This window comes from Microcoleus sp. D2_18a_D3 (assembly GCF_036702455.1).
Lineage (GTDB): Bacteria > Cyanobacteriota > Cyanobacteriia > Cyanobacteriales > Microcoleaceae > Microcoleus.
Window position 1 is genome coordinate 46478 of the sequence record NZ_JAUBTK010000047.1, and the last position, 12652, is coordinate 59129.

Here is a 12652-nt window from a genome sequence, read left to right on the forward strand (position 1 = left end):
TATGATGCCTCACTCTACAATCTAAAATCTAAAATCTAAAATCGAATGACTGACTTAATTTACAAATATCCCCCTCTTTTACCCGGCATTTTAATCAAGCGGTACAAGCGATTTTTTGCCGAAATTGAACTAGATTCGGGAGAAATAATCACCGCGCACTGTCCGAATACGGGCCCGATGACTGGTGTTTACATTCCGGGCAATCCAGTGCTAGTATCTCCCAGCGACAATCCTAAACGCAAGTTAGCTTATACTTGGGAATTAATTAAAGTTTGCGACACTGTGCCAACTTGGGTGGGAGTTAATACTGGGCTGCCAAATCGAGTAGTTAAATTAGCTTTGGAATTGAAATTGTTTCCAGAGTTGGGCAATTACAGTTTAATTCAACCGGAGGTTGTTTACGGCACTGATAAAAAAAGTAGAGTGGATTTTTGGCTGACTGGTGAGGAAAAACCGATTTTTCTGGAAGTGAAAAATACAACTTGGGTAAAAGAGGAGTTGGCTTTATTTCCCGATACAGTGACGGAGAGGGGACAGAAACATTTGAGAGAATTGATAGAGGTGGTGCGGCAGGGTTCGAGGGCTGTAATGCTGTATTTTATTAATCGCGGGGATTGTACAGATTTTGCTCCGGGGGATAGTGCCGATAGCCTTTACGGAGAATTGTTCAGACAGGCTATAAGTGAAGGTGTAGAGGTTTTGCCTTGTCGGTTTGACGTGACACCAGAAGGTGTTCGGTATTTGGGATTGGCGAAGCTAAATCTTTATAGCCTTTAATCCTAGTGAAAAAGTGGGAGTTTATAAGTCTACTAATACTGCAATAAACTTTCCTTGACCTTTCATTAAAACTAATAGTTCGCTCGCGCTTGACTAAATAAGTTTTTGGCGGATGAACAATAACTTCACAATCAGGCGTACTCCCACTTTGAGGAGAAGACGCTCATATTCATAATAAATTTCCTCTCAACATCAGGCGATATTTCGTACAATACACTATGTAGCATCTAATAAAAAAGAGCGATCGCACTATGGGAATGACTCTGACCGAAAAAATATTAGCCAAAGCATCAGGGCGCACTAAAGTCGAGCCCGGAGAAAATATCTGGGTAGAAACAGACGTATTGATGACCCACGATGTCTGCGGGCCCGGCACCATCGGCGTTTTCAAACGCGAATTCGGTGAGAATGCGAAAGTCTGGAACCCAGACAAAATCGTCCTCATTCCCGACCACTACATTTTCACCAACGACGAACGCGCTAACCGCAACGTCGATATTCTCCGCGATTTTGCCGCCGAACAAGGGATAAAATACTTTTACGACATCACGGATCGATCGGACTTCAAAGCAAATCCCGACTACAAAGGAGTTTGCCACATCGCCTTAGCACAAGAAGGCCACACGCGGCCGGGCGAAGTGCTGTTCGGCACAGATTCCCACACCTGCAATGCCGGCGCTTTCGGACAATTTGCCACCGGTATCGGCAATACAGACGCGGCTTTTATCATGGGAACCGGCAAACTGTTAATCAAAGTTCCCGCTACCATGCGCTTTGTACTCAACGGCGAACTGCCGGATTATTTGTTAGCAAAAGACCTAATTTTGCAGATTATTGGTGATATTAGCGTTGCCGGTGCTAACTACCGGACAATGGAATTTGCGGGTGATACAGTTGAGCGTTTGACGATGGAAGAACGGATGACGCTGTGCAATATGGTGATTGAAGCTGGCGGCAAAAACGGCACGGTTGCGCCGGACAAAACTACGTTTGATTACGTTACTTCGCGGACTGATAAAGCCTTCGATTCATTTTACAGCGATGGGGATGCTAAATTTTATAGCGATCGCACCTACGATGTCACCCAATTAGAACCAGTCGTCGCCAAACCGCACTCTCCCGACAACCGCGACTTAGCGCGCAACTGTCGCGATGTCAAGATCGATCGAGTTTACATCGGTTCCTGCACTGGCGGCAAAACCTCCGACTTTCTAAATGCCGCCCGCATTTTGAAAGGAAATCAAGTCAAAGTTCCGACTTATTTAGTACCAGCAACTCAGAAAGTTTACGAAGATTTGTTTGTCACAAAATACGAAGGTCAAACGCTTTCGGAAATCTTCTTAGCTGCCGGCTGCATCGAACCCGCAGCGCCTTCTTGCGCCGCTTGTTTGGGCGGCCCGAAAGATACTTTTGGGCGGATGAACGAACCAGAAATTTGTGTATCTACAACTAACCGGAATTTCCCCGGCCGCATGGGGAATAAAGAAGCGCAAGTTTATCTAGCTTCGCCTTACACGGCGGCCGCGTCTGCGCTGACTGGGTATGTCACAGATCCGCGCGAATTCCTGTGTTAGATAGTTGCTTTTACCACTTGTAGGGTGCGTCCGACTTTCACTCTAGAATTTATCGAGGGTTTCGGATAGGACGCACCTTATATTATGTTCGATCGATTAGTCTCGATCGGGGCGGGGCGGGTTTATTGTATTGTCGATTCTAGGCGATTATTGTCGCCCAAGCCGCCCCTACAAGACATGGAATTAGATCGTAACCGATCGATTTATCTTAAATTAAATGAACAAGCTAGGTGAGATTTGAAAATAATCGCCGAGTGCCTTAGCTTGTGCTTTGCTAATGGATCGCTTGCCGTTGACAACTTCAGATACTACGCCGCTAGATCCGATGATACCTACCAAGTTTGCTTGGCGGGTGCCGCTGGATTCCATGATATGTTGCAAAATCTCATGAGGTTCGGATTTGTCTATCGGATAGTTTTCTGTCTCGTAAACTTCTATCAAAGTGACTAACAACTTGTATAAAACTTTCTCCTCTGGAGTGAGGTTTTTAGCAAATGTTAGCCTTTCTGCAACTGCCAGGAGGCGATCGTATTCTTCCTCAGTTTCGATCGCCTTGGGAGCAATTTCTGCGAGCAAGTTGCTGTAAGTCGTTTGGTCAAAAGTAAGGGTCATTTTTCCATTTTTCTTTGTCGTATTCAGAGTGGGTTAGGAAATATTTGTAGAAAACTGTTTGGTTCTCATAGTTAATCCCAACAATCAGGCGATAGTCGTTGCCTTTGATATTAAAGACGGTAAAGTTTCCTACTGCTTCGGCATCCCGATAAATTTTGCGAACATCCTCCAAATTCTGCCATTCCGCTTTGTTGACAGTTTCTTTCCAAATCTCAATTTGGTTTTTGACATCCGGGTATTTAGCAGCATCATTACGGAGGTTGCGGAGCGAAATTAGGTGCATTTGTTTTGAGTTTTTTGGTGGTTTTGTATTGCATCTCTTTCCCTTCCCTAACGGGGCTTATTTCATCACTTTATACAGGACTTACTCACAGATTTTATCTATAGAGCTATCGCTGTCCACCAGAACTCTACAGGTGATGTCAAAGTTCAGTTATGCAGCGTTATACCAAATCCGGGTTAGGCATCCCCTTTATTGTCATTGCGAGGGAAGCAAAGCAATCGCAGAGACGCAAGCGATTGCTTCGCTTCCCTCGCAATGACCAGGAATTTCTTGATGATACCCGCCACGTGATTTATCCGTGGAATCAATCGAAAATCGAAAATCGAAAATCCTCAAGCCCCCGCATTTATCCGTGGGGTCAATCGAAAATCTAAAATCTAAAATCTAAAATCGATTGACGGAATATTTATAACAGGGGTGGTAAACTCGGATTTGGTATAAGTCCTGCTTGTATACTTATACTCTCATTTTGAGAGGAAAGTGTCAAGGGTCGATCGGGTAAACATTTTTTAAGCCGTGTAGGTGAGTTGTGTTTGTGCAGTACGCACTGTGCACCCTACTTGAATTGACAGGAGATTCACTTTGAAAACACTATTTTTGGCTTGGCAAAGCCCGGACAGCGGTTCTTGGTTTCCGATTGGTCGATTGACATTTAACGGTAAAGAATACCAGTTCAATTATACAAATGGTGTTCTAGAAGCTAAACTTAAGTGCGGGTTTCAACCTTTGCCATCTTTCCCGGATTTCAATAATGTTTACACTTCACAGAAACTGTTTGCGTTGTTTTCTAATCGAGTGATGGCGCGATCGCGCCCTGAGTACCCTGAATTTGTGCAGTGGTTGAATATCCCTGAACACGAACATGACCCAATTGCTTTATTGGCGCGCAGCGGAGGCAAACGGGCAACTGATAAATTTGAGGTGTTCCCTTGTCCCGAACCAGATGAAAATGGACGTTACTGTATCCATTTTTTTGCAGATGGACTGCGATACCTTTCAAAGTCGGCAATTGAACGGATTCATCGGCTTCAAGTGGGCGAACTTTTGTATTTAGCGCACGAATTTAAAAATCCGCGCCCTTCCCGTCTGCTTCTGTGTACTAAAGATCACTGGATTGTCGGCTATTGTCAGCGCTATCTGGTGGATGATATTTTTGAAATTATTTCGCAGCATCCTGAATTGGTTCGCGTAGAAGTCGATCGCCTCAATCAACCCCCAACGCCGCTACAGTTCCGCTTGCTGTGCAAGATGACTGCCGATTGCCAGCAAGGCTTTCGCCCCTTCCAAGGCCCGATGTACCAGCCTGTTAGCAGTGATGTTGTAGCTGCAAGTGCGATCGGATAATCAGCAACAATAAGTAAAATTACGATCGCATAATTAGGGAAGAAGTCAAGTTAATTATTCTCAATTGCATACAGAAAATTGCACAATTTAGACGAATAATTGGCTCAGGGTTGACATTTTTTACATAATAGACTATGTTTGAGCTAATTTATCAATTACAAATTTCGCATTCTCAGTTAAGCCCATACAATTTGTGAAAATTAGAGCTACACATTGCTAATGATTTCGATTAGTATTGTTGCGCTGACTGAAAAAAATTAGAGTTCTATTTTTTATACTTAGAACTCATATTGATGTGAAATTGACCGAATCTAAAATTCAGCTCATTTTGAATATGAACAAAAAAATAAAGATTGGGGTGGCTGAAGCTTTTGGTACTTTTGTGTTGGTATTAGGTGGATGTGGCAGTGCGGTTTTAGCTGGAGACAAAATCGGCTTCTTGGGAGTTTCGATCGCCTTTGGTCTATCCCTCTTAATCATGGTTTATACGATCGGCCCTATCTCTGGATGCCACATTAATCCGGCGGTAAGCATCGGTTTAGTAGTTGCCAAACTGATCGATGCTGTTTTGCTTCCTTATTATATAGGAGGTCAGATTGTAGGGGGAATTTTAGGCGGTCTTGTTTTGTACTTGATAGCATCAGGAAAACCGGGTTTTGATGCGGCTGCTTCTGGATTTGCGTCTAACGGTTTTGCAGAACATTCTCCCACTGGTTACGGACTTTTGGCAGCAGCTTTGACGGAAGTTGTACTGACTGCTTTTCTGTTATTTACAATCATGGGTACTACCCATCCCAAATATCCCGTCGGTTTGGGCGGAATTCCGATCGGCTTGATGCTGGTGTTGATTCACTTAGTCGGAATTCCCATAACCAATACTTCAGTTAACCCAGCTAGAAGTATCGGTGTCGCACTTTTTCAAGGCGGATGGGCAATCCAACAGTTATGGGCGTTTATTGTATTCCCTGTGATGGGTGGAATTATCGGCGTTTTGGCTTATAATTTCATTAAACCCACTATGGAAGAAATTTAAGCGAAAATCATAAATAAACCGGGTTTATTGAATTTTTTAGGGTGGTAGAATTCATCCGGCAACTTAAGAAACCCGGTTTGTCGATCGCACAACTTGATAAAATTGCAAGTATATTGCAAGTATTCGGTAAATAGGTGCCATGATTACGATCGTGATGGGAGTCTCAGGTTCTGGCAAAACTACTGTTGGCAAGTTGCTGGCGCAATCTCTCAATTGGGATTTCAGCGATGCCGACGATTTTCACCCATCCGCTAATATCGATAAAATGAGTCGGGGCATTCCTTTAGAAGATGCGGATCGCCTTCCTTGGCTATTACAATTGCAAGCTGCAATAGACAGGTGGCTGTTAGAAAATAAAAATGTGGTTTTGGCTTGTTCTGCTTTAAAAACATCTTACCGCGAACTGCTCTACCGAGACCAAAAGCGCATGAAGATAGTTTATCTAAAATGTTCTTTTCAGCTATTAGCCACAAGGTTAAAAACTCGCGAAAATCACTACATGAAAGCAGACTTGCTGTTAAGTCAGTTAGACAGTCTCGAAGAACCAGAAGATGCAATTATCATAGATGCTTCGCAGCCGCTAGAGTTAATCGTGCGCCAAATTAAAAATCATCTGATGTGCGGTTAATTGCCCACAATAAAACCTATATAGCAATCCTAAATGAGTACAAAATGAAGGGGTAGTGCCCCCGTGCCTACCCCGACCTCATGGGGGCAACCACGGGGGGTTTGCCCCTACAAGAATTACACAAATGATTTAGGATTGCTATCATACTAAATCGGGCTTAAATACCAGTTTATTTCTTACTCCCTCTTAACTAGGGCGAGAGTTTGTAGAGTAGCGATTTCAAACGCCGAGTCTTACCTAGGGTTTTTAACGCGGATTTAGTATAACAGTTATTTTTTTCCTAGTAACCGGGTTTCTGAAGCAAATTTAGCCCCCTCTCCGTTTTGGGGGGAGAGGTTTTGCCTGCTAATTTTTGTACAAATACAAGAAAGCTTCTACTTCAGCGGCGGTTGGTTGAGCTTTAATTGCCCCGGGTTTCATCGCGGTCATCGCACCTACCGCGCTCGCATAAGTTACAATTTTTTGGGTTATTTCTGGCTCTGCTAAATTCTTAATTCCATGCTTGCACAACTGGCGTACAAAACCAGCCACAAATGCGTCGCCGGCACCTGTTGTATCCTCAACATCTACTGCAAAGGCGGGGATTTTTCCTTCATTTTCCGAGATACAATAGGCGCAACCTTTCTCGCCCGCAGTCACCAAAACGCCTTCTACGGAATCGAGGCGGTAGGTAATAGCTCCAGGGTCGGTAGTGTCAAACAACCATTCGGCTTCTTCCTCAGATAACTTGACAAAATCAACTTTTTTTAATATTTTTCTAATGTGCGCTTTTGCTTCGTCTGGATTTGGCCAAAACACGGGACGCCAATTGATGTCCAGTATAATTTTAACGTCGTAGTGTTCTGCTAGCTCGATCGCTCGGGCGATCGCCTCTCGACTTTCAGGATAAGCTAATTCTAAAGTGCCTAGCACTAAATATTCGGCATTTTCAAACAGCACTTCGGGTAGTTGTGCAGCCAGGAGGCGGGTGTCTGCAAAATCCGCAGTATCGAATGCGCCAAAACCTGCAAAAGATCGATCGCCCGCTTGATTCCGCAAGACATAAACTTGCCGCGTCGGCGCACTTGGATGTCGCTGCACTCCAGCAATATCAACCCCTACTTCTTGCAATACCTGCACTAGGGAATTCCCCAATTCATCCCCACCTACAGCACCGATAAATCCCGCCGCCGTCCCCAATTTAACCAAAGCACAGGCAACATTAGCAGGAGCACCGCCGGGATATGCCGTCCAAGATTCTACCTCTTCGAGAGACACTCCTAGTTGGTCTGCCAAACAATCAAATAAAACTTCACCCAGACACAGAACGCGAGGATAAGTCATATCAATTTTAGATTTTACATTTTAGATTTTAGACCAGCAGTAGACAGGCCAATAATTATTTTTAACCCATCCCAGAAAAATTGCAAGCTATTTTTTAATGGCTGCTCCTATAGTATCAGACCTACTGATACTGGCAGTTACTCGCTCAAGGCACAAGTGCAGTGCGGGCGTATCAGTTGTTTTACGTGCGAACATCTGCAGGTTGGGCCTGGATGTCAGATGCGCCCCGGTAAAGGGATCATCCGTCACCCGACGCGCCATCCGCGCAATTGGCGGGGCGTCTTGCTGTCTCGGCGCTGGGTTTGCACTTTTTGCGATTGTGCAAGCGAGTTGGTGCTTCGGACCCGAAAGAGTAGCACAGCAAATTTAATTTTCTCTTCATACTCGATCCCTCATCCTCTAGAATTGTAGATAGGTAAATATGCAGACATAGGAAAAATTTATGAGTGGGATTGTCTCTGGGACCCCTGTCACCCTGTCGGACAGAGAATTGCAAGTGGTAGAGTTAGTAGCAGCGGGATTGACTAATGAGAAAATTGCCGAAAAGTTAGAGATTAGCAAGCGTACAGTTGACAACCACATTAGCAATATCTTGAACAAGACGCGCGCTGACAATCGAGTTACGCTTGTACGCTGGGCGTTGCAGTGGGGAAAGGTATGTTTGGACAATATTAACTGCTGTCCTCTACCGCGGCCGATCGATAAAGAAGTATCTTAAGTAGGGGTTCTGGTTGGGGACAGGCAAAGAAATGATGCAAACGGCACAAGAAAAACAACTCCGCTATCACATTCAATCCCCTGGATTGCCGCTGGCGGTGTATCGCGAAGTGGCGACCCATTTGCGTCAAGTTGAAGGGGTGCAAACCGGTTTAATCCCGCAGGAGTCGCAGCGGTTTGATTACAGTGACAGCCAAATTGGGGGTTTGTGGATACAGTATCCTGAAGCGTTCGATTTGGCAGGTCGCGAGCGGGTCGATCGCATTTTGGCTTATTATGGCGATCGTTACGGAGCTTGGGAATCATTAGTTATTGGTTAATCCTTCGATGATTCGGCGATTGAAATCGCTACTACACAAACGAAGTCCGCCTACGCGGACTAAGAAATAAAGACTGACTAACAAAATGAGTGCAATTAAAACTTTAACGGGAACGCGAGATATTTTGCCCGATGAAATTCGATATTGGCAAAATGTCGAAGAAGTGGCTAGAACAATTTTGAAAAAAGCGGCTTATCGGGAAATTCGGACGCCGATATTTGAACAGACATCTTTATTTGAACGCGGCATCGGCGAAGCTACCGATGTTGTAGGCAAAGAAATGTACACTTTTAAGGATAAGGGCGATAGATCGATTACTTTGCGTCCAGAAGGCACAGCCGGAGTAGTGCGAGCTTTTATTCAAAATGGTTTAGAAGCTCAAGGTGGATTGCAGCGTCTTTGGTACGCAGGGCCGATGTTTCGCTACGAACGTCCTCAGCAGGGACGGATGCGGCAATTTCACCAAATTGGCGTAGAAGTTTTGGGAACTGCCGATCCTCGTGCGGATGTCGAGGTAATTGCGATCGCCTGCGACATCCTGCAAACCCTCGGTTTAAAAAATTTGCGCCTCGATATTAATTCCGTCGGAAATAAGCAAGACAGACAAAATTACAGACAAGCTTTGATAGATTTTTTTACACCGCACAAAGACGAATTAGACGCGGATTCTCAAGATCGACTGACTCGCAATCCGCTGCGGATATTGGACAGCAAAAATCAGCAGACTCAAGAAATTGTAGCTGGTGCGCCTAGCATTTTAGAATATTTGGGAGAGGAATCGCGATATCACTTCGAGCAAGTGCAGCTTATGCTCACAAATTTAGGAATTAGCTATCAGTTAAATCCCAGATTAGTGCGCGGTTTAGATTACTATACCTACACCGCATTTGAAATTATCTCCGACGATTTGGGAGCGCAAGCAACAGTTTGCGGAGGCGGCCGCTACGACGGTTTAGTAAAAGAATTGGGCGGCCCAGATACGGCGGCAGTCGGTTGGGCAATGGGTATCGAAAGGTTGATTATCCTGCTGCAAAAGTTGCAACCTTTGCCCGTGCCGAAGTTAGATTTCTATTTGGTATCCAGGGGCGAAAGAGCAGAACAGCAATCGGTATTGTTAGCTCAAAAATTGCGAAGTGCCGGGTTTAGTGTAGAGATAGATTTGAGCGCTAGTGCTTTCGGGAAACAGTTTAAAAGAGCCGACAGAAGCGGTGCAGTTGCGTGTTTAGTTTTGGGAGATGCGGAAGCTGAAAACGAGACGGTACAATTGAAGTGGTTGGCGAGTGGTGAACAAAGCGCGATCGGGCAATCGGAACTACTAGCAATGACAAACGAGCTACAGCAGAAGATCATAGCTGCATATTAAGTCCGGCAGGGAATGAATTCCCTGGCGGACTATCGGCTTAAGTCGTTACTAATTGGCTCTGCCCGGTAACGCATATCCAGAGGCTCTGCCTCGTCATTAAGCCATTAACATTAATCCCAAAAACCAAGAGATATAATTTAAACATTAAAACATTTAACCTCTAATAAACTATGTCTGTAGCCACAAAAAATTATGAAACAAAACTCACAATCACCTGGCCGCTACTACCAGAAGATTTCCAGCTACCAGACGACCCCGTAGAAGACGAAAGCCAACCATTGTTAGCCGCCGCTTTGCGCCAGCCGCTAACAGCATTTCCCGAATTAATGCAGGATGCCTTAATTGTTTGCAACTTTGCCTTGTGTGCCGGCATAAGTTTCCCAGGTTCAAGCAGCGACGAACAGCGTATTATCTGCAAAGCACCAGATTGGATGTACGTGAAACCCGTCAATCCAAAAAATGTCTCGCAAGTCCGCCGCAGTTACACGCCACACACAGAAGGAACCATCCCCCAAATCGTGATGGAATTTCTTTCAGAAACCTATGGAGAAGAATACTCCGTTGAATTTACCTCGCGGGTGGGAAAGTGGTATTTTTACGAGCAAGTAATCAAAGTCCCCCGATACGTCATATTCCGAGCCAAAACAGCTCATTTAGAAGTTTACGCTTTAGAATCAGAGCACTACAACTTGCAAAAACCAGATGAAAATGGACGTTATTGGATACCCGGATTAGACTTGTTTTTAGGAGTTTGGGAAGGAACGCACGAAGGGAGAACAGGCTGTTGGTTGAGGTGGTGGAATGCAGAAGGCGAGTTGTTGCTGTGGTCGGAAGAACGAGTAGAACAAGAACGCCAGCGGGGCGATCGCGAAAAACTCCGCGCTGAAAAATTGGCCGAAAAATTGCGTCAAGCCGCGATCGAGTTAGAGGATGAAGAGTGAAATATCAATTGATGAGTCGAGTTCGATCGTGTTTTGGTATGATGACACTCTTATGGTGCGGGCATCCAGCCCGCCCTTGGCTAACTTTACACTCCTATGTTAATCGAACGTCTCCAGGCGATCGCCTGGACAAAAAAACCGCGACTCATATCCTTATTTTCTGGTTGCGGCGGCATGGATTTGCCCTTCCATCAAGCCGGATTTGAGGTAGTTTGGGCGATCGACTCCAATCAATACGCCTGCAAAACATTCAGCAGAAACATTGCTGATGTCATCATCAACGACAGCATAGAAAATATAGACATTGCACAAGTTCCCGAAGCTGAAATATGTATAGGAGGGTTTCCCTGTCAAGATTTCTCCCTAATTTGGAAGCGCCCCGGACTTGAAGGAACCAGAGGCAATTTATATACATACTTTCTCGATTTTGTCAACAAAAAAAAGCCCAAAGCTTTTGTAGCAGAAAATGTCAAAGGCTTATTAAGTGCAAATAATTATCAAGCAATAAAACAAATAATTTCGGACTTTGAAAGTATCGCTCCCGGCTACTTAGTTAAACCTAAACTCTACAACTTTGCTGATTACGGAGTTCCGCAAGTTCGGCAAAGAGTGTTATTAGTTGGCATTCGGATGGATACAGGATTTAACTTTGTGCATCCTCAGCCAGAATACGGGCCAAATCGCAAAAATCCTTATCGAACTGCGGGCGAAGCACTCAAAAATGTGGAAGCAGTTCTTGACAATAACAAACATCATAAAATTCAAGCCCGAACCGTTGAAATTTTAAATCGAATTAAACCGGGAGGCAATTTCTCTGATATTCCCAAGGATAGTCCATACTATGTCAAAGGCATGATCAGTCACGTTTATCGCCGAATTCATCCAGATAAACCATCATCGACAATCATTGCTGGTGGAGGTGGCGGAACTTGGGGTTATCATTATTTAGAACCGCGTTCTTTGACAAATCGTGAAAGGGCAAGATTGCAAACATTTCCCGATGATTTTATTTTTGAAGGTTCTACGACTGAAGTACGGCGGCAGATTGGCAATGCAGTACCGCCGCAGGGAATCGCTGCTGTTGTTGAGGCTTTAATTCCGCTATTTAAGGGAGATTATCCGCAAGTGGATTTATATGAAATGAGTAAAAAGTTGCAGGGTATGTCAATTCAACAACGATTAAAATGGGCTGAATAAGAGGGGTACGAGCAGAGTTGGGAGTTAATTTAAAAGTGTGGTATAATCAAAATACCTGAGTCAGACGAAGCTTAAATCTTATATCTAAGTCAGGTTATATATTTTTATTTATCGGTGTCTAAAATGAATCATTACTCGCGTGAACAAAAACTTAAGTACAGGAAACCCCTCTAGAAACACACCTCATTACGAGTATCCCGAAGGCATACCTGAGTGCCATGCGGACATCGTAAAGGAACTACAGACGAAAGTTCAAGATATTCGGTTGATCCATATCCAAAAAGGAGATTCAAATAAAAAAAATCGTTCTGGCAATGCTGCTGTTGTCAAGTTGGAGATCCCGACAGGCAAAGTCTATAACCTAGAAGCTACCAGCAAGCGAGATCCTCTAAATATTCCAGGTGAAGAGGATGGACCAAAGTTGTTTTTTGAGCCAAGGCTTAACAGAATAGCATCCTGCAACGTAAGGATTCAGGTGAAAAATAGTGAGAGTAAGAGCCGAGAAATATGGTAATGTAGTCAGATGAGCGAAAAATCAGA

14 protein-coding genes are annotated in these 12652 nt (G+C 44.3%); 11 read left to right on the forward strand and 3 right to left on the reverse strand.

Translation table 11 applies throughout. From position 1 onward, the window contains the following. The first annotated feature begins 45 nt into the window (after positions 1-45). A complete protein-coding gene (gene sfsA, locus QUB06_RS20695) occupies positions 46-777 on the forward strand; it encodes a DNA/RNA nuclease SfsA (protein WP_333436842.1) in 732 nt (243 codons plus the stop codon). A 251-nt stretch (positions 778-1028) separates the two neighbouring features. Continuing rightward, the gene (locus QUB06_RS20700) at positions 1029-2351 is read left to right on the forward strand and encodes a 3-isopropylmalate dehydratase large subunit (RefSeq protein WP_333436843.1); all 1323 of its coding nucleotides are present in this window, start codon (positions 1029-1031) and stop codon (positions 2349-2351) included. Between the two features lie 213 nt (positions 2352-2564). On the opposite strand, the gene QUB06_RS20705 is transcribed toward QUB06_RS20700, so the two are convergent. Both QUB06_RS20705 and QUB06_RS20710 read right to left on the reverse strand, forming a co-directional pair. Continuing rightward, positions 2565-2963, reverse strand: a complete 399-nt coding sequence (locus tag QUB06_RS20705; protein ID WP_333436844.1) for a transcriptional regulator — start codon at positions 2961-2963, stop codon at positions 2565-2567. Continuing rightward, the gene (locus QUB06_RS20710) at positions 2947-3246 is read right to left on the reverse strand and encodes a type II toxin-antitoxin system HigB family toxin (RefSeq protein ID WP_333367349.1); all 300 of its coding nucleotides are present in this window, start codon (positions 3244-3246) and stop codon (positions 2947-2949) included. The genes QUB06_RS20705 and QUB06_RS20710 overlap by 17 nt, the downstream gene beginning before the upstream one ends. Positions 3247-3828: 582 nt before the next feature. Between QUB06_RS20710 and QUB06_RS20715 the strand changes: the two genes are divergently transcribed. The 3 genes from QUB06_RS20715 to QUB06_RS20725 all read left to right on the forward strand — a co-directional run bounded on the left by QUB06_RS20715 (position 3829) and on the right by QUB06_RS20725 (position 6251). Next, the gene (locus tag QUB06_RS20715) at positions 3829-4590 is read left to right on the forward strand and encodes a DNA-binding protein (RefSeq protein ID WP_333145336.1); all 762 of its coding nucleotides are present in this window, start codon (positions 3829-3831) and stop codon (positions 4588-4590) included. 334 nt (positions 4591-4924) lie between these two features. Beyond that, the gene (gene aqpZ, locus QUB06_RS20720) at positions 4925-5623 is read left to right on the forward strand and encodes an aquaporin Z (RefSeq protein ID WP_333436845.1); all 699 of its coding nucleotides are present in this window, start codon (positions 4925-4927) and stop codon (positions 5621-5623) included. Positions 5624-5762: 139 nt separating this feature from the next. Beyond that, positions 5763-6251, forward strand: a complete 489-nt coding sequence (locus QUB06_RS20725; protein WP_333436846.1) for a gluconokinase — start codon at positions 5763-5765, stop codon at positions 6249-6251. A 345-nt stretch (positions 6252-6596) separates the two neighbouring features. Here QUB06_RS20725 and QUB06_RS20730 read toward each other — a convergent pair whose 3' ends face one another. Then, the gene (locus tag QUB06_RS20730) at positions 6597-7574 is read right to left on the reverse strand and encodes a carbohydrate kinase (protein ID WP_333436847.1); all 978 of its coding nucleotides are present in this window, start codon (positions 7572-7574) and stop codon (positions 6597-6599) included. A gap of 442 nt (positions 7575-8016) precedes the next feature. On the opposite strand from QUB06_RS20730, the gene QUB06_RS20735 reads away from it, so the two are divergent. From QUB06_RS20735 to QUB06_RS20760, 6 genes are all read left to right on the forward strand, one after another. Further along, positions 8017-8292, forward strand: coding sequence for a photosynthetic electron transport-dependent transcriptional regulator PedR (locus QUB06_RS20735; protein ID WP_006633901.1), 276 nt, complete (start codon positions 8017-8019; stop codon positions 8290-8292). Between the two features lie 34 nt (positions 8293-8326). After that, a complete protein-coding gene (locus QUB06_RS20740) occupies positions 8327-8611 on the forward strand; it encodes a hypothetical protein (RefSeq protein WP_333436856.1) in 285 nt (94 codons plus the stop codon). Between the two features lie 85 nt (positions 8612-8696). Further along, entirely contained in the window at positions 8697-9974 is a 1278-nt protein-coding gene (gene hisS, locus QUB06_RS20745) for a histidine--tRNA ligase (RefSeq protein ID WP_333436848.1), read from the forward strand. 170 nt (positions 9975-10144) lie between these two features. Next, positions 10145-10915, forward strand: a complete 771-nt coding sequence (locus QUB06_RS20750) for a Uma2 family endonuclease (protein ID WP_333436849.1) — start codon at positions 10145-10147, stop codon at positions 10913-10915. A 96-nt stretch (positions 10916-11011) separates the two neighbouring features. Beyond that, positions 11012-12112 carry a DNA cytosine methyltransferase gene (locus QUB06_RS20755; protein WP_333436850.1) on the forward strand — a complete coding sequence of 367 codons (1101 nt, stop codon included), beginning with the start codon at positions 11012-11014 and terminating at the stop codon, positions 12110-12112. 139 nt (positions 12113-12251) lie between these two features. Then, positions 12252-12626, forward strand: a complete 375-nt coding sequence (locus QUB06_RS20760) for a hypothetical protein (RefSeq protein ID WP_333436851.1) — start codon at positions 12252-12254, stop codon at positions 12624-12626. Positions 12627-12652: the final 26 nt, after the last annotated feature.

Coding starts and splice junctions, on each gene's coding strand:
- sfsA (WP_333436842.1), top strand. CDS start 46: ATGACTGACTTAATTTACAAATATCCCCCTCTTTTACCCGGCATTTTA.
- QUB06_RS20700 (WP_333436843.1), top strand. CDS start 1,029: ATGGGAATGACTCTGACCGAAAAAATATTAGCCAAAGCATCAGGGCGC.
- QUB06_RS20705 (WP_333436844.1), bottom strand. CDS start 2,963: ATGACCCTTACTTTTGACCAAACGACTTACAGCAACTTGCTCGCAGAA.
- QUB06_RS20710 (WP_333367349.1), bottom strand. CDS start 3,246: ATGCACCTAATTTCGCTCCGCAACCTCCGTAATGATGCTGCTAAATAC.
- aqpZ (WP_333436845.1), top strand. CDS start 4,925: ATGAACAAAAAAATAAAGATTGGGGTGGCTGAAGCTTTTGGTACTTTT.
- QUB06_RS20725 (WP_333436846.1), top strand. CDS start 5,763: ATGATTACGATCGTGATGGGAGTCTCAGGTTCTGGCAAAACTACTGTT.
- QUB06_RS20730 (WP_333436847.1), bottom strand. CDS start 7,574: ATGACTTATCCTCGCGTTCTGTGTCTGGGTGAAGTTTTATTTGATTGT.
- QUB06_RS20735 (WP_006633901.1), top strand. CDS start 8,017: ATGAGTGGGATTGTCTCTGGGACCCCTGTCACCCTGTCGGACAGAGAA.
- QUB06_RS20740 (WP_333436856.1), top strand. CDS start 8,327: ATGCAAACGGCACAAGAAAAACAACTCCGCTATCACATTCAATCCCCT.
- hisS (WP_333436848.1), top strand. CDS start 8,697: ATGAGTGCAATTAAAACTTTAACGGGAACGCGAGATATTTTGCCCGAT.
- QUB06_RS20750 (WP_333436849.1), top strand. CDS start 10,145: ATGTCTGTAGCCACAAAAAATTATGAAACAAAACTCACAATCACCTGG.
- QUB06_RS20755 (WP_333436850.1), top strand. CDS start 11,012: ATGTTAATCGAACGTCTCCAGGCGATCGCCTGGACAAAAAAACCGCGA.